This window comes from Paenibacillus zanthoxyli JH29 (assembly GCF_000520715.1).
Taxonomy (GTDB): Bacteria; Bacillota; Bacilli; order Paenibacillales; family Paenibacillaceae; genus Paenibacillus_AQ; species Paenibacillus_AQ zanthoxyli.
The window spans coordinates 1-22,494 of sequence record NZ_ASSD01000261.1; the positions used below are offsets into that span (position 1 = coordinate 1).

The 22,494-nt window shown below is 53.1% G+C and carries 20 protein-coding genes; all 20 read left to right on the forward strand.

Annotation, left to right across the window (positions count from 1 at the left end):
• On the forward strand, window positions 1–773 hold a 773-nt coding region (locus L691_RS28460), incomplete at its 5' end, for a translation initiation factor IF-2 (RefSeq protein ID WP_036736384.1).
• 19 nt (window positions 774–792) lie between these two features.
• Window positions 793–1,152, forward strand: a complete 360-nt coding sequence (rbfA, locus tag L691_RS0109610; RefSeq protein WP_025690238.1) for a 30S ribosome-binding factor RbfA — start codon at window positions 793–795, stop codon at window positions 1,150–1,152.
• A gap of 16 nt (window positions 1,153–1,168) precedes the next feature.
• The gene (locus L691_RS0109615) at window positions 1,169–2,146 is read left to right on the forward strand and encodes a DHH family phosphoesterase (protein ID WP_025690240.1); all 978 of its coding nucleotides are present in this window, start codon (window positions 1,169–1,171) and stop codon (window positions 2,144–2,146) included.
• Complete coding sequence (gene truB / locus L691_RS0109620; RefSeq protein ID WP_025690241.1) at window positions 2,143–3,057, forward strand: tRNA pseudouridine(55) synthase TruB; 915 nt, start codon at window positions 2,143–2,145, stop codon at window positions 3,055–3,057. Before L691_RS0109615 ends, truB begins: the two co-directional genes overlap by 4 nt.
• Window positions 3,058–3,155: 98 nt before the next feature.
• Window positions 3,156–4,100 (forward strand): bifunctional riboflavin kinase/FAD synthetase, encoded by a 945-nt coding sequence (locus L691_RS0109625; RefSeq protein WP_025690242.1) that lies wholly within the window; start codon window positions 3,156–3,158, stop codon window positions 4,098–4,100.
• A gap of 178 nt (window positions 4,101–4,278) precedes the next feature.
• The gene (gene rpsO, locus L691_RS0109630; protein WP_025690244.1) at window positions 4,279–4,548 is read left to right on the forward strand and encodes a 30S ribosomal protein S15; all 270 of its coding nucleotides are present in this window, start codon (window positions 4,279–4,281) and stop codon (window positions 4,546–4,548) included.
• Window positions 4,549–4,844: 296 nt separating this feature from the next.
• Window positions 4,845–6,941 (forward strand): polyribonucleotide nucleotidyltransferase, encoded by a 2,097-nt coding sequence (gene pnp / locus L691_RS28465; RefSeq protein WP_036736386.1) that lies wholly within the window; start codon window positions 4,845–4,847, stop codon window positions 6,939–6,941.
• Window positions 6,942–7,270: 329 nt separating this feature from the next.
• Window positions 7,271–8,254: a polysaccharide deacetylase family protein gene (locus tag L691_RS0109640; protein WP_025690245.1), complete on the forward strand. Its 984-nt coding sequence runs from the start codon at window positions 7,271–7,273 to the stop codon at window positions 8,252–8,254.
• Between the two features lie 89 nt (window positions 8,255–8,343).
• A complete protein-coding gene (locus L691_RS0109645) occupies window positions 8,344–9,618 on the forward strand; it encodes a M16 family metallopeptidase (protein ID WP_408634741.1) in 1,275 nt (424 codons plus the stop codon).
• Window positions 9,578–10,024: a dUTP diphosphatase gene (gene dut / locus L691_RS0109650; RefSeq protein WP_025690248.1), complete on the forward strand. Its 447-nt coding sequence runs from the start codon at window positions 9,578–9,580 to the stop codon at window positions 10,022–10,024. Before L691_RS0109645 ends, dut begins: the two co-directional genes overlap by 41 nt.
• A 154-nt stretch (window positions 10,025–10,178) precedes the next feature.
• On the forward strand, window positions 10,179–11,072 hold the full coding sequence (dpsA, locus tag L691_RS0109655; RefSeq protein ID WP_025690250.1) for a dipicolinate synthase subunit DpsA: 894 nt from the start codon (window positions 10,179–10,181) through the stop codon (window positions 11,070–11,072).
• A 2-nt stretch (window positions 11,073–11,074) separates the two neighbouring features.
• Window positions 11,075–11,671, forward strand: a complete 597-nt coding sequence (locus tag L691_RS0109660; RefSeq protein ID WP_025690251.1) for a dipicolinate synthase subunit B — start codon at window positions 11,075–11,077, stop codon at window positions 11,669–11,671.
• 201 nt (window positions 11,672–11,872) lie between these two features.
• The gene (dapG, locus tag L691_RS0109665) at window positions 11,873–13,093 is read left to right on the forward strand and encodes an aspartate kinase (protein WP_025690252.1); all 1,221 of its coding nucleotides are present in this window, start codon (window positions 11,873–11,875) and stop codon (window positions 13,091–13,093) included.
• Between the two features lie 15 nt (window positions 13,094–13,108).
• Window positions 13,109–13,984, forward strand: coding sequence for a 4-hydroxy-tetrahydrodipicolinate synthase (gene dapA / locus L691_RS0109670; protein WP_025690253.1), 876 nt, complete (start codon window positions 13,109–13,111; stop codon window positions 13,982–13,984).
• Window positions 13,985–14,511: 527 nt separating this feature from the next.
• Window positions 14,512–16,191: a ribonuclease J gene (locus L691_RS0109675; protein ID WP_025690254.1), complete on the forward strand. Its 1,680-nt coding sequence runs from the start codon at window positions 14,512–14,514 to the stop codon at window positions 16,189–16,191.
• A gap of 187 nt (window positions 16,192–16,378) precedes the next feature.
• On the forward strand, window positions 16,379–17,158 hold the full coding sequence (locus L691_RS0109680) for a ClpP family protease (RefSeq protein WP_084654030.1): 780 nt from the start codon (window positions 16,379–16,381) through the stop codon (window positions 17,156–17,158).
• The gene (locus tag L691_RS0109685; protein ID WP_025690256.1) at window positions 17,155–17,388 is read left to right on the forward strand and encodes a YlzJ-like family protein; all 234 of its coding nucleotides are present in this window, start codon (window positions 17,155–17,157) and stop codon (window positions 17,386–17,388) included. The genes L691_RS0109680 and L691_RS0109685 overlap by 4 nt, the downstream gene beginning before the upstream one ends.
• Window positions 17,389–17,472: 84 nt before the next feature.
• Window positions 17,473–20,088: an FtsK/SpoIIIE family DNA translocase gene (locus tag L691_RS0109690; protein WP_025690258.1), complete on the forward strand. Its 2,616-nt coding sequence runs from the start codon at window positions 17,473–17,475 to the stop codon at window positions 20,086–20,088.
• Window positions 20,089–20,263: 175 nt separating this feature from the next.
• Window positions 20,264–21,079 (forward strand): spore cortex-lytic enzyme, encoded by an 816-nt coding sequence (gene sleB, locus L691_RS0109695; protein ID WP_025690259.1) that lies wholly within the window; start codon window positions 20,264–20,266, stop codon window positions 21,077–21,079.
• A gap of 129 nt (window positions 21,080–21,208) precedes the next feature.
• The gene (gene yfmF, locus L691_RS0109700; protein ID WP_025690261.1) at window positions 21,209–22,492 is read left to right on the forward strand and encodes an EF-P 5-aminopentanol modification-associated protein YfmF; all 1,284 of its coding nucleotides are present in this window, start codon (window positions 21,209–21,211) and stop codon (window positions 22,490–22,492) included.
• Window positions 22,493–22,494: the final 2 nt, after the last annotated feature.

The following is a 22,494-nucleotide window of genomic DNA, read 5'->3' on the forward strand; positions in this document are numbered from 1 at the left end:
TGACGGAAGTGCCGCAGGCAGGGGATCCGTTCATTGTGTTCGAGGACGAACGGAAAGCGCGGCAAATCGCCGACAAACGGGCGATTACCCAGCGACAATCCGAGCTGAGCACGACCAGCCGCGTAACGCTGGACGATTTGTTCAAGCACATTAAAGACGGAGAGATCAAGGATCTCAACGTCATTATCAAGGCCGACGTTCAAGGCTCGGTCGAAGCGTTGAAGGGCTCCCTGGCCAAAATCGAAGTGGAAGGCGTGCGCGTTAAGATTATCCACAGCGGCGCAGGCGCAATCACGGAATCCGATATCACACTGGCAGCGGCTTCCAATGCGATTGTTATCGGCTTTAACGTTCGTCCGGATGCCCAGACGAAGGCTGCCGCTGAGCAGGAGAAAGTCGATGTGCGTCTGCACAATATTATCTACAACGTGATTGAAGAAATCGAGCAGGCAATGAAAGGTATGCTGGATCCGGTATTCAAGGAGAACGTTATCGGTCATGCTGAAGTTCGCAACGTCTTCAAAATTAGCAAAGTGGGCGCCGTTGCAGGCTGTATGGTTATCGACGGCAAAATCGCACGCAATGCGGAGACTCGCCTGGTCCGCGACGGCATCGTCGTGTTCGAAGGCAAGATCGACTCCCTGAAACGCTTCAAGGACGACGCTAAGGAAGTCGCGCAAGGGTATGAGTGCGGTATTACTTTGGAGAATTACAATGATCTCAAGGAAGGCGACATCATCGAAGCGTTTGTCATGGAGTCTGTGGAGCGCTGACCTAAAGAGGTGAATGAATATGTCTAAAATAAGAGCCGGACGCGTAGGCGAACAGATCAAGAAAGAACTCAGCCGTCTGATTCAAGGTGAGCTTAAAGACCCGCGGATTGGCTTTGTCACCGTTACCGGCGTCGATGTTACGAGCGACCTTTCCCAAGCCAAGGTTTACCTCAGCGTATTCGGAGACGATGAGCAGAAGAACGCTTCGCTTAAGGCGATTGAGAAGGCCAACGGCTTTCTGCGCTCCGAGCTTGGCAAGGCGATACGCCTTCGGCATACACCGGAACTGATCTTCAAGTTCGACGAATCCGTCGCCTACGGCAGCCGGGTCGAGAAGCTGCTCGGCGAAATCGGCAAGCAGGACGAGAGCCAGGAATAACCAAAGGAGACGGCGAATGCAGAGCTATGAACAAAGTCTCCGGCAGACACGTCAGTTTCTGCTGGACCACGACGATTATCTTGTAGTGTCGCATATTCAGCCGGACGGAGATGCAGTCAGCTCCACCCTAGCGGTGGGCTGGCTTCTCTCATGTCTGGGTAAGAAATACACGATGCTTAACGAAGGGCCGATCCCGACCCGAATGAAGTACCTGTGGAGGGCAGAGGAAATTGCCGATATGTCGGTAAATCCTCCGGAACGCATGTTCAGCAATATCATTTGTGTCGACTGCGCCGACTTTCAGCGTGTCGGCCAGACACAGAGATTTTTTGAACCGAATGCTGCTATTGTGAACATTGATCATCATCCGACTAATAACGGCTACGGCGCGGTTCAACTGATCAAACCGGATGCTGCGGCAACGGCTGAAATTTTATTTGATCTCCTGAAAGAGTTTAACATTACATGGGATGCCGATATTGCGACAGCTATTTATACCGGCCTTTTAACTGATACGGGCGGTTTCCGTTATGCCAATACTTCTCCCAAAGTAATGGAAGCTTCCTCTGAGCTGCTGTCGTTTGGAGTAAATGGACCGGAACTTGCGGAAACACTGCTTGAGGAGATGACTCTCCCTCAAGTGAAAGTTCTTAGCAAGGCGCTGAACACGCTGCAATTATCACCTAAAGGCGACATTGCTTGGGTATATGTTACGCCTCAGGATATGATTGACTGCGGCGCGGCCAATGAGGATTTGGAGGGGATCGTCAATTATCCCCGCAATATCCAGGGCGTTGAGGTCGGCATGCTGTTCAAGGTCATTCACGACCAGGCGGTTAAGGTCAGCTTCCGTTCCGCCGGCAAAGTGGATGTAGCTGCTTTGGCACAAATTTTTGGCGGCGGAGGGCATACCCGTGCAGCCGGAGCTAAGTTGGATGTGCCTCTGGAACAAGCGGTTGCGCTTGTGCTTAAGGAGGTTAACCGGGCGCTATGAGTGAGCTTGAAGGCGTTCTGGCTGTGTACAAGCCGGCCGGCTTTACCTCGCATGACGTTGTGGCTAAGACGCGGCGCTTGCTCGGGATGAAAAGAATCGGGCACGCCGGCACGCTCGACCCCCAGGTTACCGGCGTTTTGCCGCTTTGCCTCGGACGGGCCACGCGAATCGTGGAGTACATTCAAGAGCTTCCCAAAGAATATATCGCCACACTGCGGCTTGGCATGTCGAGCGACACGGAAGATTTAACCGGCACCGTGACGGAAACGGCGGATGACATTAGGGTAACCGAAGAAGAGGTAAGGCGGACGCTGGATTCGTTCCGGGGAGTTGTTTCTCAGACGCCTCCCATGTATTCTGCCGTTAAAGTAGGCGGCAAACGTCTCTATGAACTGGCCCGCGAGGGCAAGACCGTGGAACGCAAAAGCCGTAAGGTTGAGATTTACGAGATCGAGATGTTGGAGATGGTCTGGAACGGCAAGTTCCCGGACATCACCTTCAGGGCCTTATGCTCCAAAGGCACTTATATCCGAACGCTCTGCGTCGATATCGGGCGCGCATTGTCGCTGCCTGGCGTGATGGTTAAGCTGGAGCGTACGATGTCGGCGGGTATTCGGGCGGATCGGTGCCTTTCCCTTGAGGAAATCGCCGAGCGCAAGGCGGACGGAAGTCTTCCGGAGATTCTTATCCCTGCCGATGAGGCGATTCATCATCTGCCGGCCCATAAGGTGGCGGATGAGAAGAGAGCAGCCGCCCTTCAGGGCCAGCGGCTGGCCGCCCGGTTCGTGGCGCCTGAAGTTCTAGGAGACGGCCCCATTCGTCTTTACGACCTTCAAGGCGGTTTTCTTGGTATTTACAAGCGTGAGGATACCGGTTCGATCGCTCCTGTGAAAGTATTTGCTCAAGGCTGACAGCCGGGCGCTGAACTGCCTGGCGGTCATTCTTGCAGCATGTTATTTTAAACATAAGAGTATAAGCTTAATTAAGTGAAGTGCAGGTGAGAAACAGCGTGAGAACCGTAACGTTAACCTATCCGATGCTGCCTCAGGCGGCAGCGGAGTGGGCACAGCCTCAGATTGCCGTCCTGGGACAATTCGATGGCCTGCACCGCGGGCATGCCAGTGTAATCTCCTCGGCCGTAGCCTTGGCTCGCACAGAAGGAGTGCCTGCGGCTGTCATCACATTCTACCCTCATCCGAAAGATGTTATGGGTAAAGGCGAATACGAAGGATATTTGACGCCGCCCCGGGACAAGCAGGAACTGCTTGCCGAAATGGGCGTGGATATTCTCTACGTCATCGAATTCAACGAACAGCTCTCCCAGGTGAGTCCGGAGGATTTTGTGTCCGTCATGCTGCTGCCGCTGCGAATCACTACGGCGATTGTCGGTTTCGACTTCCGCTTTGGCTACATGGGGGAAGGCGATGCTGAAATGCTGCGGCGGCTTGGAGGCGGCTCCATGAAGGTGGAAACCGTGCCGCCTTTTTTGCTGGATGGTGTCAAGGTAAGCAGTTCCGGCATCCGCAAAGGTCTTCAGACCGGCGATATGGAGCTGGCCAACTCCTGGTTCGGCCGCTGCTACCATCTGAGGGGAACGGTCTCGCACGGCGAAAAACGCGGGCGCACCATTGGATTTCCGACCGCGAATCTGGAGCTTGAGGACCGGTATGTCATTCCTGCGAAAGGCGTATACGCCGTTCGTGCCGTTCATAATGGAAAGACCCTGCCGGGAGTCATGAATGTCGGCGTGAAGCCGACCTTTCACGAAGGAGTTACCGCACCGAGTTTTGAGGTCCATTTGCTGGATTTTGCCGGAGATTTGTATGGACAGCAAATGAGGGTAGACCTCGTCGCCTTCATCCGGCCGGAGCGCAGATTCGAATCGGTCGAATCGCTTATTTCGCAAATTCGCGAAGATGCGAAGACAACTGAGAGGATTCTGCTGGAATCCTGATTTAATGCCCTTATCTTTCTGCCGGTGACTTTCCATAAGTAACGTTTACTTTTGCTTTGTATAGTGCTATACTGATTAACGTTGCTGGATTGCTGGCATCCATAACCTTGGCTTGGTCATTCGAGTGTCACCGACGGTGACGAGGCCATTGGCGATTATATTGAAGGAGGTGAACAGGATGGCATTGACTCAAGAACGCAAGCATCAACTGATCGACGAGCACAAAACTCATGAATCCGATACCGGATCTCCAGAGGTGCAAATTGCTATCCTCACGGAGAATATCGTTAATCTGACCGACCACTTGCGTACGCACAAGAAGGATCATCATTCCCGCCGCGGATTGCTGAAGATGGTAGGTCAACGCCGTAAACTGCTCGCGTATTTGAAGAACAAAGACGTGCAGCGTTACAGCGCATTGATCGAGAAACTGGGATTGCGTCGTTAATAACCCATATGTTTACCCTTAAAGCAGCCTGGTTGTTTACCGTATGTGCTTCCGAGAAGCGTCAGCGGAACAGCTGGGTTGCTTTTTGAAAATTTGGGTAAATTTTGGCAACTGCCAGAATATATGAACGTCAAAAACGGCTCCTTTTTCAAAAAAAGGCCAAGCCGTTTTTGCTTGTGTTGCATAGAGAACGTGCGTAAGCCTTATTATAGGGATACGGCGTTTTAATTTTGACAAAGTTCAGATGAACCTGCCCACAGGTTGAGCGGGTCTGCTGTCATCCAAGGAGGGACTTTATGGAAAAACGTGTAGAAATGCAGCTCGGGGGCAGAACCCTGGTGCTGGAAACGGGGCGGCTTGCCAAGCAGGCTAACGCTGCTGTTATGGTCCGTTACGGTGATACGTCGGTGCTGTGTACGGTAACGGCTTCAAGCGAACCGAAGGACTTGGATTTTTTTCCGCTGACGGTCAACTATGAAGAACGCTTATACGCGGTCGGCAAAATTCCGGGAGGCTTTATCAAGCGGGAAGGCAGACCGAGCGAAAAAGCGATTCTGTCCAGCCGCCTGACGGACCGTCCGATTCGTCCGCTGTTCCCCGAAGGCTTCCGTAACGACGTACAGGTGCTGAATCTCGTAATGAGCGTCGATCAGGACTGCTCGCCGGAAATTGCGGCTATGATCGGAACGTCGGCGGCGCTGAGCATTTCCGATGTGCCGTTCAGCGGCCCAATCGGCGGTGTAGTGGTGGGACGCATTGACGGGCAGTTTATTGTCAACCCGACAATCGCCCAGCAGGAAGTAAGCGACATTTATCTGGTGGTGGCCGGAACGAAAGACGCCATCATGATGGTTGAAGCGGAAGCGAATGAAGTGCCGGAAGAAATCATGCTCGAAGCGATCATGTTTGGACATGAAGAAATCCGCAGCATCGTAGCGAAGATCGAAGAGCTGGTGCAGATCGCCGGCAAGGAAAAAATGACCGTGAAGCTGCACGCCGTAAACGCGGAAGTGAACACTGAGGTGCGCGCATACGCTCAGGAGCGGCTGGTGGAGGCGGTTAAGATTGCCGAGAAGCATGCCCGTCAAGATGCGATCGACGCGGTCAACAATGAGACGGTGGAATATTTCACGGAGAAATATATCGAAACGCCGGAGCTGATTGGCGATGTGAAGGAAGTGCTGCATGATATCGTCAAGGAAGAAGTCAGACGTCTGATCACTCATGACAAAGTTCGTCCGGACGGCCGGAAGCTAAGCGAGATTCGTCCGATCGAGTGCGATACGTCGCTGCTGCCGCGCACGCATGGTTCGGGACTGTTCACCCGCGGCCAGACGCAGGCGCTCAGCGTATGTACGCTCGGTGCCCTTGGCGATGTGCAAATTCTCGATGGTATCGATTTAACCGAAACGAAGCGGTTCATGCATCATTATAACTTCCCGCCGTTCAGCGTAGGGGAAGCCCGTCCGCTGAGAGCGCCGGGCCGCCGTGAAATCGGTCATGGAGCACTCGGTGAACGCGCCTTGTCCAAGGTTATTCCGAACGAAACCGAATTCCCGTACACCATCCGCCTCGTATCCGAGGTGCTGGAATCGAACGGTTCGACTTCCCAGGCGAGTATTTGCGCAAGCACCCTGGCGATGATGGATGCGGGCGTTCCGATCAAAGCGCCGGTTGCGGGCGTGGCGATGGGTCTGATCAAGGATGGCGAGCATGTCTCCATCTTGACCGATATCCAAGGCATGGAAGATCATCTCGGCGATATGGACTTCAAGGTGGCAGGTACGGCGGAAGGCGTAACGGCGATTCAGATGGACATCAAGATTGACGGGATCGACCGCCAAATTCTTCAGGAAGCTCTTGAGCAGGCCAAAGAAGGCCGGATGTTTATTCTGAGCAAAATGATGGAAGCTATCTCTAAACCAAGAGAAAGCCTTTCCCAATATGCACCTAAAATTATCATCCTGCAGATTAATCCGGACAAAATCCGCGACGTTATCGGCGCAGGCGGCAAAATCATCAATAAAATCATCGAAGAAACCGGCGTGAAAATCGACATCGAGCAGGACGGCCGCGTGTTCATCGCATCCTCGAATGAAGAGATGAACCAAAAAGCTCGTTCCATCATCGAAGGCATTGTACGTGAGGTCGAAGTCGGCGAAATTTATGTCGGTACCGTCAAGCGGATCGAGAAATTCGGCGCTTTTGTAGAAATCCTGCCGGGTAAAGACGGTCTGGTGCATATTTCCCAGCTGTCAACGGAGCGCGTAGGCAAGGTGGAAGACGTGGTTGCCATCGGCGATACCATCACTGTAAAAGTGACCGAAATCGACCAGCAGGGCCGCGTGAATCTGTCGCGCAAGGCAGTGCTCACCGCAGAAGCCAAGGCTTAACAGTCTAGGTCTTAACGAAGAAGTGAAGCAACGCTTGTTTACATGGATTAGATTGGATGGACGAAAAGAGGCAGAAGCTTACATTCTGGCTCTTTTTTGAGTTGCGGCTCCATTTGTATAGTTCATGTGCTTACAGAGTCTCGTACGTGAACCTACCGCGTTCTGACGCGGCGCTCAGTCCGTCTTCAGCCGCTTGAAGGTATATTGCGCCATCTTGTCTCATAAGCTGGGACAGAGCGCTGTACAGCGTCTGTCGAGCCTATAGAATAGGCGGATGGTGCACGTTAAGCGAATTTGAATGACGGCGAATCGTACGGGAGGAAGTCGCAATGAGACTGGAAAAAGCGGCCGTAGTGCTGGCTTGCATGGCCATAGTGATCGGAATCGGCAGCAGCTTTCAGCCGGTAAAAAGCATGCTGGGGCAGCTTCGCTCCTCCGGCGGACTGGCTGTGCTGAAGCAGTTCGGCGATAAGCGAAGCGATCTGCGCAGCGAGATTGAAGCCAAAGCCGCGCAGGTTAACAGCCCGCCGGTGGATGCCAGAGTGGATCGGGTGTGGAAAGCCATTCCCGGCTATAACGGACTGAGTGTTGACGTGGATGCGACTTATAGAGAGGCTCTGCTGCTTCCTAAGGGTGGAGCGATCAAGTACGTCTACAGGCAGACTGCGCCTGCTGTGTCGGTAGATGATCTCGGGGCGGAGCCGATCTACCGGGGAAATCCCGCCAAGCCGATGGTATCGCTGATGATCAACGTCGCCTGGGGGAATGAGTATATTGTGCCTATGCTGAACATATTGGACGAGGAGCATGTAAAGTCGACGTTTTTTCTGGACGGCAGCTGGCTGAGCAAGAACCGCGAGCTTGCCATGGAGATTCAAAAGCGCGGGCATGAGCTTGAGAATCACGCCTATACGCATCCTAATATGAGCACACTCAGCCGAGTGCGCGCGGTAATGGAGATCGACAAGACTAAGAAGCTGCTGAAATCAAGCCTTGGAGTGGATAACCGCTGGTTCGCTCCCCCATCGGGCGACTTCGACCAGGAGACCGTGGAGATCGCCCGCGAGCTGGGGCTGAAGACGGTGCTGTGGACGGTTGATACGGTAGATTGGCGCAACCCTCCGCCGGAATCGGTAGTCGCCAAAATTACCGCGAATGCGGAGCCGGGCACACTCGTGCTGATGCATCCCACCTCTTCGTCATCGAAGGCGCTGCGCGGTATGATCCGCGGCATCAAGGCCAAGGGGCTGGTGCTCGGAACGGTCAGCCAGACGCTGTCGCCGGAGCGGGTGCTGCCAGGCGATGTTGAGTGAATCCGCTGTTTCTGGTAGGATATAAGGCGCCCGATTAATTGGAAAGGCGAACGAAGGGCTACGGCAGGAGGACTTTTTACGTGGAAAAAATGGTATTATCAAACGGATTACGAGTAGTCATGGAGAAAATCCCGACTGGCCGCTCCGTTTCCTTTGGAATCTGGGTAAAGACAGGCTCCAGGAACGAAACGCCGGAAAACAACGGAATTTCCCATTTTATCGAACATATGCTGTTCAAGGGTACGGACCGGTTCGACGCAAAAGCTATCGCGGAGCGGTTCGATTCCATTGGCGGCAATGTCAATGCTTTTACCTCTAAGGAATACACCTGCTATTACGCCAAAGTGCTGGATGAGCATCTGCCCATCGCCGTTGATGTGCTGGCCGACATGTTCTTCCGTTCGCAGATGGATGCGGAGGAATTGGCGAAAGAAAGGAACGTTATCCTTGAGGAAATTTCCATGTACGAAGATACGCCGGACGATCTTGTGCATGATCTGATGTCAATGGCCGCCTACGGCAGCCACCCGCTTGCTTACTCTATTCTTGGACTCAAGGAACGGCTGGAGGCCATGACGCCGGATGATCTTCGGGCCTATATGCAGAAGCAGTATACCATCGAGAATACGGTGATCAGCATTGCCGGCAATTTTGACGACGGTGTGGGCGAACTGCTGGAACGGTATTTCGGCACGTTTAACAATCACGGAACGGTAGAGCGGCTGACTCCGCCGGATTTCCACGGGGATTTATTGTTCCACCGCAAAAAAACGGAGCAGAATCACATTTGCCTGTCACTGCCCGGCTGTGCCAACGATGATCCGCTGCAGTATGCGATGGTGCTGATCAATAATGCCGTTGGCGGCGGCATGAGCTCCCGGCTGTTCCAGGAAATCCGCGAGAAGCGCGGATTGGCCTACTCGGTATATTCTTATCATAGTTCCCAAGCCGACAGCGGCCTCTTTACCGTGTACGCCGGAACGGCTCCCAAGCAGACCAAAGACGTTATGGAACTGACCAAAGAAATGCTGTATGAGCTTGCCGTCAAGGGAATGGACGAAGAAGAGATCCGCAAGGGCAAGGAACAGCTCAAAGGCAGTCTGATCCTAAGCCTGGAAAGCACAAGCAGCCGGATGAACCGGCTTGGGAAGAACGAATTAATGCTAGGCCGGCATATCACACTGGACGAAATGATTGCCAAGATTCAGAAAGTTACGATGGATGATGTAAATAAGGTGCTTGACCGGATGTTCGCCGAGCCGCTTGCGGCGGCGATGGTCGGGTCTTCCGATAAAGCGATTGCCAATGTTAGGAGAGATGATCTTGTCTTATTACGTACAAATTCTAAAGCTTCCGGGCAATGAGGATGTGAATCCTCCCCGTAAAATGTCAGAGCAGGCTTCGGGCTACGACCTCTTCGCCGCAGTGAGCAGCGAATTGACCCTGGAGCCCGGGGCGCGGGCGCTCGTTCCGACGGGAATCGCGCTCGCCATGCCGGATGGACTGGAAGCGCAGATTCGTCCGCGCAGCGGACTGGCGCTGAAGCACGGCATCACCTGTCTTAACACGCCAGGCACGATCGACGCCGATTACCGGGGCGAGATCAAGGTGCTGCTCATCAATCTGGGCCAGGAGCCTTTTATGATCGCCCGGAATGAGCGGATTGCCCAAATGGTCTTTCAAGCGGTGCCATCCGTAACGATGGTGGAAGTGGAAGAACTAAGTGATACCGAGCGGGGAGCGGGAGGCTTCGGCCATACCGGTAAATAGATTTATACTTAGATGAAATTCATGAATGTAGAGCTTGTGGGATAGCCGTTTCGGCTGAACACAGGCTCTTTTTAATGGCTTTCACCCATCCGCGTTTACCCGCATAAGATGCTCTATGGCCTTACAGTGTAATGTTGAAAGGAGCGTCATCCCTATGCTGACTGGCGTCAGGATCGTGTTCCTGGGCGGGGACGCAAGACAAATTGAAGTGATTCGAAAATGTGTGGAGATGGATGCGGCGGTAAGCGTTGCCGGCTTTGATAAATGGAGTACCCCCTGTGACGGGGTTAACCTGGAGACAATGGACGCTGAACTGCTTAGCGGCGCAGATGTTCTGGTACTGCCGACCGTTGGCTGCGACGACGAAGGCCATATCAGCGCAAAGTACTCTTCGAAGCCGATGCAGCTGCTGGAGGAGCATATCGAGGCTTTGCCTAAGCACTGTACCATTTACACGGGCATGGCAAAAGAATATTTGAGACGGCTGTGTGCTCTTGGGGGACTGGAGCTGGTGGAGCTGCTTGAGCGTGACGACGTTGCGATCTACAATTCGATTCCAACTGCCGAAGGCGCGCTCGTTATGGCAATCCAGAATACGGATTTTACCATTCACGGCTCTGAAGCGATGGTGCTTGGAATCGGCAGAACCGGCTTTACAATGGCCAAAAGCCTTCAAGGACTCGGTGCTAAAGTCACAGCAGGCGTCAGAAAGCAGGAGCATTTTGCCAAGGCGGAGGTCATGGGCTGGAAACCGTTTATGACGGATCGGCTGGAGGAGCATGTAACGGACGTTGATTATATTTTTAATACGATACCGAGCCTTATTCTAAACGCCAAAGTGCTGTCACAGGTGCCCCGGCAAACCTGCATTATCGATCTCGCTTCCGCGCCCGGGGGAGTGGATTTCCGATATGCGGAAAAACGGGGCATCAAGGCTATGCTGGCTCCGGGGCTACCGGGAATCGTGGCGCCCAAAAGCGCGGGACTCATTATGGCAGGCGCGCTTGTTCAGTCGATTTCGGAGCGGATGTTGACAAAGGGGGATTAATAATGAACTGGCACGGTAAGACGGTAGGCTATGCAATCACCGGTTCCCACTGCACTTTTGCAGAGGTGATGCCCCAAATTAAGCGTTTTGTCGACGAAGGCGCGAATGTCGTGCCTATTGCATCGGCCTCGGTTCTCGGAACGGACACAAGGTTCGGCACATCGGAAAATTGGCTAAAACAGTTGAAAGATATAACGGGGAATGATATCATTTCTACAATTGTTGAAGCGGAACCGCTGGGTCCATCCAAGAGACTGGATGTACTCACGATTGCACCCTGCACAGGAAATACCACGAGCAAATTGGCCAATGCCATGACGGACGGACCGGTGCTGATGGCGGCCAAATGCCAAATGCGCAACGGGCGGCCGATTGTTCTGGCCATTTCGACCAATGACGGACTCGGTCTGAACGCGGCGAATATTGCGAAACTTTTGGTAACCAAAAATATTTATTTTGTCCCATTCGGACAGGATAATCCCGAGCAGAAGCCGAACTCATTGGTAGCTCGCATGGAATTGATTCCAGAGGCCTGCTATGCGGCTCTTCATGGCTCCCAGCTGCAGCCGATGATCATCGAACGGTTTCATTCAGCATAAACAACAGATATTAGCAGGGTGAAGGGCGACTTGCTGATAAGTACGAGGCTTCGAATATTGATAGACTAACCGCTGTCGTTCTCTGCATGAGGGCTTTACAATCGCGTTTATTCCTTTAAATTTAGAGACGAAGTCCCGGGATTTACGGGATTCATCCTGAGAAATAGTGCAGCCTGTCGTTAACTAATGGAGGAATTATGAATGGGCATTTTGGTACAGAAGTTTGGCGGGACCTCGCTTTCCACCTCGCAGGCTAGGGATCATGTGATCCGCCACGTCAAACGGGAGCTGGGGCAAGGATACAGTCTTGTCATCGTAGTGTCCGCAATGGGCCGCAAGGGCGAGCCTTATGCGACGGATACGCTGCTGGACTGGGTCTCCCAGAATGGTGATGCTCTCCCTCAGCGCGAAAGGGATTTACTGCTATGCTGCGGTGAAATCATTTCCGCGACCACACTGTGCAGCCTGCTGGAAAAAGAAGGGATTCCCACGACAGTGCTTACCGGAGCCCAAGCCGGTTTCCTGACGGATAACGGCTACGGGAATGCGCGGATTCTCGATGTCCGTCCGGAACGGATTATGCGGGAGCTGCGCGCCCAGAAGGTCGTCATTGTAACCGGCTTTCAGGGTCAGACGGAAGATGGGGATTTTACCACGCTAGGACGCGGGGGAAGCGATACATCGGCCACGGCGCTCGGCGCCGCGCTGCGTGCGGAAATGGTCGACATATACACGGACGTCAATGGTATTCTGACCGCGGATCCGCGTATCGTCGAGGATGCGAAGCCGCTAACCTATGTAAGCTATACCGAGATTTGCAATATGGCCTATCAGGGTGCCAAGGTGATACATCCCCGGGCCGTGGAGATCGCTATGCAGGCGCAGATTCCGGTCCGCGTCCGCTCCACTTTTTCGGAGAATGAAGGCACGCTCGTCACGCATCCCGAAGGCTTTCAGGAGTCCCAGCCGGGGATTGTCGACCGCTTCGTTACCGGCATCGCCTATGTCAGCAACATAACGCAGATTTCCTTGGACTGCCCGGAAGGAAACGGAACCGGAGTTCAGCTGCAAATATTCAAGAGCATGGCGGATCGCGGCATAAGCGTTGACTTTATTAATGTTACGCCGGCCAGCGCCGTATACACCGTTTTTGATGATCATTCGGAAAAAGCGATTGCGGCACTTCAGGAAATAGGACTTCGTCCGAAGAGCCTGTCGGGCTGCGTTAAGGTATCCGTTATCGGTGGTGGTATCAACGGCGTCCCGGGGATCATGGCGCGTATCGTGGAAGCACTCAGCGAGCACAACATTCAAATTCTGCAATCCGCTGATTCCAATACGACGATCTGGGTGCTGGTCAAGAAGGAAGATATGGTGCAATCGCTGCGCGCGCTGCATTCCAAGTTTGAATTACACCGTTAACAGGAGGAATTCTTAGTGGATTTCGGAAGACTAATAACAGCTATGGTAACTCCTTTTGACAAGGAGGGGGAGATCGATTGGGACGCGGTATCGAGTCTGGTTGACTACCTGATTGAAGAACAGAAGTCGGAGGGGCTCGTCGTCTGCGGAACTACGGGCGAGTCACCTACACTGAGCGATGAAGAAAAGCTGCAAATGTTTTCCTTTGTACTGGAGAAAGCTGCAGGGCGCTGCAAGGTCATTGCGGGTACAGGGTCCTTTGATACCAGGCACACGATCGAATTGACCCAGAAAGCGGAGAAAATCGGCGTCGACGCCGCGCTTCTGGTTGTGCCTTATTATAATAAGCCGAACCAAGAGGGGCTTTACCGCCATTTTGCGGCGATCGCGGCCGAGACCAAGCTCCCGCTTATTCTGTATAACGTCCCCGGACGTACGGGAATTTGTATGAGCGCGGATACGACGATTCGTTTGGCGCAAATTCCGAACATCGTTGCAACCAAAGAATGTGCTTCCCTCGACCACGTCGCCTTGATTGTGTCCGGCTCTCCGCATGATTTTCACGTGTACTCTGGAGACGATTCTTCGGCATTGCCGGCTATGGCCGTCGGAGGACACGGGATTATCAGCGTGGCAAGCCATATTGTGGGCGTAAGAATGACCGACATGATCTCCGCTTATTTCTCGGGCAACGTACAGCTTGCCGGGCAGCTTCACAGGGAACTATTTCCGGTGTTTAAAGGGTTGTTCGAATGTCCGCAGCCGCTGCCGAGCCCGTCCGCCGTCAAATATGCGCTTGAGCTTCGGGGAATCAAGGTGGGTTCGGTCCGTCTTCCTCTGACCCCGCCGAATGAGGCCGAGGCGGAATTTATCAGAAAGCTGGTACTATAGAAATTGGGCCCTGGTATTTATATTTTATGAACCGGTTCTCGCTTAAGAGGGCCGGTTTTTTGTATGGTTATTTTGTGCGCAGTGAAATAATGCTCCGCTTTTACGGGAAGAATAGGGGTAACTAAATCCCGCGACTTGTATTTTGGCAAAAATATCATGTATAATGTGGTTAAGTGACTGGGTGCGGTTAAAATTAAATATGCGGTAACTCTTATGTCATGTGCGGCGCTGCAGGTCTGTTTGTTTACAAGTCACATTTTCCAGCTCTGGATCTGCTTTGTCCGGCAAAGGTGCTTTGCGCAAGGGGCGCGGCCAAATGGTTTACGGCATAGGCTCGCTAACGCAAATGTATGCTCCCTCGGCAGGGAAGCTTTAATTAAGGTTTATTTTTTTGCGCCTTGATAACCTTTTGTCTTCACATCGGCAAGGATTTCTGCGTTATTCAATGTGTTAAGTACCGCTAAACAATTGAAGTTCTTGATTAAAATAACATATGACGTCCAACATATTAGGAGGGTTAGATTCATTTGTCCAAAAAAAACAACAATGATAAACTGATGATCTTTGCACTCGGCGGAGTGGGAGAAATCGGGAAGAATATGTATGTGGTACAATACGGCAGCGACATTGTGGTCGTTGACTCGGGACTGAAGTTCCCTGAAGAGGATATGCTCGGTATTGACATCGTTATTCCTGATATTTCATATTTGACGGAGAATCGTGACAAAGTAAAAGGCATTGTGCTTACGCACGGCCACGAGGACCATATCGGAGGTCTGCCGTACGTCCTTAAACATTTGAATGTTCCGGTCTACGGAACGAAGCTGACATTAGGGCTTGTTGAGAACAAACTGAAGGAAGCGAATTTGCTTGGCGAAACGAAACGCATTCTGATCAATGAGGATTCGGAGATCAAGCTGGGAAGTTCGCTGGTTGTTACTTTCTTCAGAACCAACCACAGTATTCCCGACTCAGTCGGCGTGTGCATCGAGACTCCGGAAGGCAACGTGGTTCATACGGGCGACTTCAAGTTTGACCATACCCCAGTCAATGGTCAATTCGCGAACTTGCACCGGATGGCCGAAATCGGACAGCGGGGCGTACTCGCGCTTCTTTCCGACAGCACCAACGCCGAGAAACCGGGATTCACCCCTTCGGAGAAAAATGTCGGGATCGTGCTGGAAGATATTTTCCGGAAAGCTGAACAACGTGTTGTGGTCGCGACATTCGCATCCAACGTTCACCGGATTCAGCAGGTCGTAGACGCCGCAGTACAGACCGGCCGCAAAATCACCGTCATCGGCCGCAGCATGGTCAACGTCGTCTCCATCGCTTCCGAGCTCGGCTATCTGCACATGCCTGACGGCATGCTGATCGAACCGGAGGAAATGAACCGGATGGCTGCCAATCGGGTTGTCGTTCTCTGCACAGGCAGCCAAGGCGAACCGATGTCGGCATTGACGCGCATGGCGCGTTCCAGTCACCGCAAAGTGGATATTTTACCTGGCGACACCGTCATTATTGCGGCAACACCGGTACCCGGCAACGAGAAATACATCGGCCGTACGATCGACGAGCTGTTCCGCCTGGGCGCAGACGTGATCTACAGCGGCTCGAATTCCGGCGTACACGTGTCAGGTCACGGCAGCCAGGAAGAACTGAAGCTGATGCTTAACCTGATGCAGCCGAAATTCTTCATTCCGATTCACGGCGAATACCGCATGCAGCGCAGACACGCACTTCTTGCGAAGTCCGTGGGCGTCGACCCGGACAACATCTTCATCACCGAACTTGGTGAAGTGGTGGAGATTCAAGGCGGCTCCGCCCGCAAAGCCGGCAAGGTTACGTCCGGCAATGTTCTGATTGACGGTCTCGGTGTTGGCGATGTAGGCAATATTGTTCTGCGTGACCGGAAGCTGCTGTCACAGGACGGTATTCTGGTTGTCGTCGTTACGCTGAGCAAACAGAATGGGGCCATTGTTTCGGGACCCGACATTATTTCGCGCGGCTTCGTGTATGTACGCGAATCGGAAGGGCTGCTTGACGAAGCGAACCGGATTGTTTCCAGCACGCTGCAGCGTCTGATGAGCGAGAAGGTCAATGAGTGGGCTTCGCTCAAGACCAGCGTGAAGGATGCGCTTGGCCGATTCCTTTATGAGCAGACCCGCCGCAGACCGATGATCCTTCCGATCATCATGGAAGTGTAATTTATACTAATTCAAAAAGCCTCTCTTCCGCTGGAAATATTGGACGGTTTCTTGGCGGAGAGGGGCTTTTCTGCGTTCATTTTCAACTCTGCATAACTTCGGGGTGCGATTAGTCATACTAACGGGAGATTCATTACCATACGCTTGCTGAAGAGCTTTGGTGCAAGCGAACAAGGGAGCGCTGAGCATGGACGGCAATAAACCTTTCGAAACAGCTTACCGAAATGAGGAACCGGTAACGCCTCCGGGGGGAGAAGACCAGGGCGGTGAAGGAACTCAGGAAGCCGGAGGTACGATCAGCACGGTGAAGGAATTCGGTCAAGTAGCGGTTCCGCCCACCGAGCCGGAGATTTATTGCATTACGATCATAGGTCAGATCGAAGGGCATATCGTCATGCCCCCGCATAACAAGACGACTAAATATGAGCATATCATCCCCCAACTGGTCGCAGCTGAGCAGAGCAAAACGGTCAAGGGGGTGCTTATCATTTTGAATACGGTGGGCGGTGATGTGGAAGCTGGTCTTGCCATTGCGGAAATGATTGCTTCGCTATCGAAGCCGACGGTTACGGTCGTTGTTGGGGGAGGCCACAGCATCGGTGTTCCCATCGCGGTATCCTCAAGCTATTCGATCATAGCGGAAAGCGCCACGATGACGATTCATCCCATCCGCATGAATGGCCTCGTCATCGGTGTTCCGCAGACTTTTGAGTACATGGAGAAAATGCAGGAGCGTGTTGTACGGTTCGTCACGTCCCATTCGCGGATTTCCGTTGAATGCTTCAAGGATCTGATGTTTAAGACAGGTGAACTTAACAGGGACATCGGTACGGCAGTCGGCGGAAGTGATGCCGTTGCATTTGGACTTATGGACGAAGTAGGCGGGATCGGCACAGCGATGACGAAACTGAATGAACTGATTGCCCTTAGAGGAGCCCCTGCCGAGACGGGAGGGTTGACCCAATGATCCTGTATTCCGTTATATCCGCCGATCAGGTGTGGGAAGGGGCCATTAAGGCTTCGCCCCCGTTCCGTGAAGTCACGGTACAAGGGATTGTCATGCAGATTGAGCCGCTGGACGAGGGCAGAGCCAGAATCGTAAGGCTGCTCCAATGCCCGCTGCATCGCTATCTGGAGCCGGGTCTTGCGCCGGGACAAATCATTTTATATACGTCCGGGGGTCCAGGCCGCTCCTGATAAAAGAGCAGCATTTTCCGACAAAACAGAACATAGGTACGCCACGCCATTATATGGTATAATACTGATTCGGGGGTGGCTGGCGTGGCTAAACGGAGAAAACGGAAAAAAAAGAAAGCGCTGCTGGGCAGCGTTTTAAAATATGAGATTTATGGCATCCTTCTGATTACCTTCTCGGTTATAGCTTTATCCGGCGAAGCGGCGGTGGGACGTTCATTATCAAGCTTGGCCGCTTACCTTCTTGGCCGGTTTTATTTCGTATTGCCGCTCATAGGCATGTATTACGGATTAATGGTCATGATCTACCGGAAATGGCCTTCGAATTGGAGCAGCCGGCACAGCGGTGTTCTGCTGCTGGTATGCTCAATGTGCCTGATGAGCAGCATTTCGGCTATGGAGCAGAAGCTTGGGCCGATATCCATGCTCCATCCGGGCAACGTGCTGTCACAGACCCAGAAGGATCTGGCCGGGGCGTTGACTCCAGCAGTAAATGACGGCAGCGTCTATTTGCTGGGCAAAGATATAAGCGGCGGCTATCTTGGCGGATTGGAATTCGCTGTGCTGCTGTGGTTGTTCGGGACGCTTGGTGCCAAGCTGCTTATGATCGTTATGCTGGCGATCAGCTTTATGCTGGTTACGAATCTCTCCTACATCGAGCTGTTCGGAATACTGAGAACCCGGGCGGTCAAGCTTGCGGAAGGCATTCGGCTTAGAGCGGCTAACCGCCCGCAGGCGGTGCCGGTACCCTCCCGGGGACGACCTAAGAAGGTTCAGGAGGAACCGGAAGAAGAGGAAGAGGAGGAACTGGAAGCAGGACTTCCGAGCCGTAAAGCGCCGCAGTTCTTCGACATACTTATGCGGCGCAAGACTCCGCGATCCGGAGGCGAAGCTTTGCCGGATTCCGGGGAGGATGATTGGGACGAGGAGCATAGGAATGTTCCGATCATTTCAGGTATTCCTTCCCAATCGGATTGGTCTGGTCCAGATGAAGACTATGATTTTGAGAATGAGGAATTGGAATCTGGAGCTCCTATCATTCGCGATTTCTTTGAGCATATCCGTGCGGAAGGCTTGAGCGACGAAGACCGTGAGGAATGGAGCGAGTTCTCGCCGGCTGCGCGGAGCAATACGAAGCCTGCCGATGCCCTGAGCCTCGCGGAAGCGGCGGAAGGGTCTGTCTCCGGGGAAGACGCTGTTATTGTTGAGGCAAGCACAGGCGCGGAAGGAGAGGCCGAAGGAGACAGACCTCCGGCTCCCAAGCCGGCGCCTCCGCCTAAGCCTTACAAGCTTCCGCCGTTCCGGCTGCTGTCGAAGCCAAATAGCGGCGGCAAAGCCGGCGACCAGAACGATTACATGCAGACGGCCCGCAAGCTTGAAGCGACGCTGGAAAGCTTTGGCGTTCGGGCTAAGGTGCTGGAGGTTGTCCGGGGGCCGGCGGTTACCCGGTACGAGATTCAGCCCGATATTGGCGTGAAGGTCAGCCGGATCGTCAATCTGACCGATGATATCGCTTTGGCGCTCGCCGCCAAAGATATCCGGATGGAGGCGCCGATTCCTGGCAAATCGGCAATCGGAATCGAGGTGCCGAATCCGGAGGTATCGCTGGTCACCATGAGAGAAGTGATGGAGACCCAAATTTTCCAGGAAGCCGAAGCCAGGCTGACGATTGCTTTCGGCAGGGATATTTCCGGCCAGACGATCATTGGCAATCTCGCCAAAATGCCCCATCTGCTCGTTGCCGGGGCAACAGGTTCCGGCAAATCGGTCTGCATCAACGGAATTATCACCAGCATTCTGTACAAGGCCAAGCCGGATGAAGTCAAGTTTCTTATGGTCGATCCGAAGATGGTCGAACTGAATGTATACAATGGGATTCCCCATTTAATGGCTCCTGTCGTTACCGACCCGAAACGCGCCAGCCTGGCGCTCAAGAAAATTGTGGTCGAGATGGAGAAAAGATATGAGCTGTTCTCCAAATCCGGAACCCGGAATGTGGAAGGCTACAACCATCTGATGAAGGATAACCCGGAGGCGGTTCTGCCGTATATCGTCGTCATTGTGGACGAGCTTGCCGACTTGATGATGGTTGCCGCGAACGATGTGGAAGACGCCATTTGCCGTCTAGCACAGATGGCGCGGGCGGCCGGAATTCATCTGATCATTGCGACCCAGCGCCCTTCGGTGGATGTCATCACCGGTGTCATCAAGGCCAATATCCCTTCGCGGATCGCCTTTGGCGTCTCCTCGCAGGTTGATTCACGCACCATTCTGGACATGGCGGGAGCAGAGAAGCTGCTGGGGCGCGGCGATATGCTGTTCATGCCGATGGGTTCCTCCAAGCCGGTACGGGTTCAAGGGGCTTTCATGAGCGATGCCGAGGTGGAAGCGATCGTCCATTATGTCAGCAGCCAAGGCGAAGCGGAGTATGACGAGTCTATCGTTCCGGAAGTGGATGATGCGGCTGCGGAAACCGGGGAGCCGCAGGATGAGCTATACGAGCAGGCGGTGCAAATCGTGCTTGAAGCCAAGCAGGCTTCGGTATCGCTGCTGCAGCGCAGGATGCGCGTCGGTTACACCCGGGCCGCCAGACTGATCGATTCCATGGAGGCCAGGGGTGTTATAGGTCCGTACGAGGGCAGCAAGCCTCGGGAAGTGCTGATCTCGCTGGAGCAGTACCAGCAAAGCCGGATCAGTTCCTGATTCTACATGGCAGCAGTTTAGGCCAAGCGTTCTTTTTCTGCGGAAAAGGAACGTTTTTCTTTATTTTAACTTCCTTTCTTTTCGTTCCTTTCGGTGCATAGGATTCTTGCGCTGTCATCATAATAACGTTAGCCATCCATGCAGAACTTAAAAGAGAAAGGTAGAGCGAAGCCAAATGAAGAATCAGAAGCTATGGATTATTGCCGTACTAGCCCTTACGCTTGCGTCAGCCCCGCTGATTGAACATTTCTCCGGAGGGAAGGCATCATCGAAAGTTCCGCAGACTGCTGCGAGTTCTTCGTCCGAGGCTGGGCCGAGCGATGAAGCGATACCCGCTTTTAGCACTGTACCCATTAAATACGGCGCCTCCGGGCAAGATGTATATGAGCTTCAGGGACGCTTAAAGCACCTTGGATATTTCTCGGGCACAATAGACAGCCAATTCGGCAGCGAAACATTGAACTCGGTCAAATGGTTTCAGTGGAAATTTGGCATGGTGGCAGACGGTGTCGTTGGAGCAAAGACGAAGCTGAGGTTGTACAATGCAACCAAGAACTGGCGTCCTACGGAACCGAGGACCGCGAAAAAAACAACCCAAAATACGGCCGAACTGGCGTCCGGAAATACAATGGGCTTGTCGGAGAACGATTTGAGGATCATGGCAAATGCCGTTTACGGTGAAGCTAGGGGAGAGCCGTTTGAAGGACAGGTGGCCGTGGCCGCGGTCATTCTGAACCGGACAAAATCCCCGAGTTTTCCGAACACGCCTTCGGGTGTGATATTCCAACCCGGAGCTTTCACCGCCGTTGCTGACGGACAGATTTATCTGACACCCAATGAACAAGCAAGCAAAGCGGTTCGGCAGGCGCTCAACGGCTGGGACCCGACGGGAGGCTGTCTGTATTACTTCAATCCGAAGACTGCAACCTCCAAATGGATCTGGACAAGACCGCAGGTGAAAACGATCGGCGAGCATATTTTCTGTATGTAACCGAAACCCCAGGAGCAATCGGAAGACTTGTCTTTCGGTTGCTTCCTTACTTTGGAATGGTTTAGAATAAATATTACTTCATAAATATGGTTTAAAAGCATCTATCCAGGCCGTAAAGGAGTTTTCGACTTGACAAATCACGTATTCCAGCATGGCAACGTAGGAGGCATCCGGATTCATGTGCTGCCGACGAAGACGTTTAAGACTTATGCGATATCGCTGTATGCCGGCTTGCCCTTGGCCGAAGAGACCGTGACCCCCACCGCGCTGATTCCGTTTGTTCTCCGCCGGGGCACGGCTTCTTATCCGGAGACAACCCAGTTCCGCGAACGGTTGGAAGAGCTGTATGGAGCGGGATTCGGATTCGACGTGTATAAGCGCGGCGATTACCAGATCATCCAGTTCCGGATGGACACGATCAATGATTCATTTGTGCAGAGCAAGGAGAGTCTGCTAGGCGAATCCTTCGCTTTTTTGGGAGAAGTGCTTACACAGCCTGTACTGGAAGGCGGCAGCTTCAAGGCTTCTTATGTGGGAACGGAGCGTGAGACTGTCCGCAAGAAGCTGGAGGCTATCGTCAATGACAAAATCCGTTACGCGGCCGAGCGCTGCATCGAGGAAATGTGCCGGGAAGAGCCGTATCGTCTGCATCCGCTCGGACAAAGGGCGGATTTAGACGCGATTACCCCGGATTCGCTGCATCAGTCCTATCTTTCTTGGCTGGAAGGAGCGATTCTCGATCTGTATGTCGTTGGCGACACGACGCCTGAAGAAGTTGAGAAGCTGGTAGAGCGGCATTTTGGCTTTGGCGGCCGGACAGCATCCTCCCAGTATCAATCCCGATTCTCCCCTAAGACCGTTACGGAGGTCCGCACGGTGGAAGAACGGATGGATGTCGGTCAAGGCAAGCTGAACATGGGTTTGCGGACTTCCGTTACTTACAGGGACGACGCCTATGCGCACGCTTTAATGTACAACGGTATTTTGGGCGGCTATCCGCATTCCAAGCTGTTCGTCAATGTCCGGGAGAAGGAGAGTCTGGCTTACTATGCGTCTTCCCGCTACGACGGGCATAAAGGAATTGCCACGATTCAGTCGGGCATTGAAATCGAGAACTACGGCAAAGCCGTGGATATCATACGCAAGCAGCTTGATGAAATGAAAAAAGGGAATATCAGCGATCTGGAGCTGAACCAGACCAAGGCGATGATACGCAACCTGCTCTTGGAAATCCAGGACTCCGCCTTTGAAATGATTGCATTCGACTTCAACCGCCAGTTGTCCGGCAAAGACCGTTCTGCGGAAGAACTGATGAGCCAGGTGGAAGCTTCCGGCGCGGAGGACGTGAAACGGGCTGCCGACACCGTCCAGCTGGATACGATCTATTTCCTGACAGGACAGAAGGAGGAGTAGCT

Bases quoted from the DNA above. Each gene is read 5' to 3' on its own strand.
- L691_RS0109680 (WP_084654030.1), top strand. From the start codon at position 16,379: ATGGACGGCAATAAACCTTTCGAAACAGCTTACCGAAATGAGGAACCG.
- dpsA (WP_025690250.1), top strand. From the start codon at position 10,179: ATGCTGACTGGCGTCAGGATCGTGTTCCTGGGCGGGGACGCAAGACAA.
- rbfA (WP_025690238.1), top strand. From the start codon at position 793: ATGTCTAAAATAAGAGCCGGACGCGTAGGCGAACAGATCAAGAAAGAA.
- sleB (WP_025690259.1), top strand. From the start codon at position 20,264: ATGAAGAATCAGAAGCTATGGATTATTGCCGTACTAGCCCTTACGCTT.
- L691_RS0109640 (WP_025690245.1), top strand. From the start codon at position 7,271: ATGAGACTGGAAAAAGCGGCCGTAGTGCTGGCTTGCATGGCCATAGTG.
- dapG (WP_025690252.1), top strand. From the start codon at position 11,873: ATGGGCATTTTGGTACAGAAGTTTGGCGGGACCTCGCTTTCCACCTCG.
- pnp (WP_036736386.1), top strand. From the start codon at position 4,845: ATGGAAAAACGTGTAGAAATGCAGCTCGGGGGCAGAACCCTGGTGCTG.
- truB (WP_025690241.1), top strand. From the start codon at position 2,143: ATGAGTGAGCTTGAAGGCGTTCTGGCTGTGTACAAGCCGGCCGGCTTT.
- L691_RS0109660 (WP_025690251.1), top strand. From the start codon at position 11,075: ATGAACTGGCACGGTAAGACGGTAGGCTATGCAATCACCGGTTCCCAC.
- L691_RS0109615 (WP_025690240.1), top strand. From the start codon at position 1,169: ATGCAGAGCTATGAACAAAGTCTCCGGCAGACACGTCAGTTTCTGCTG.
- rpsO (WP_025690244.1), top strand. From the start codon at position 4,279: ATGGCATTGACTCAAGAACGCAAGCATCAACTGATCGACGAGCACAAA.
- L691_RS0109685 (WP_025690256.1), top strand. From the start codon at position 17,155: ATGATCCTGTATTCCGTTATATCCGCCGATCAGGTGTGGGAAGGGGCC.
- L691_RS0109645 (WP_408634741.1), top strand. From the start codon at position 8,344: ATGGTATTATCAAACGGATTACGAGTAGTCATGGAGAAAATCCCGACT.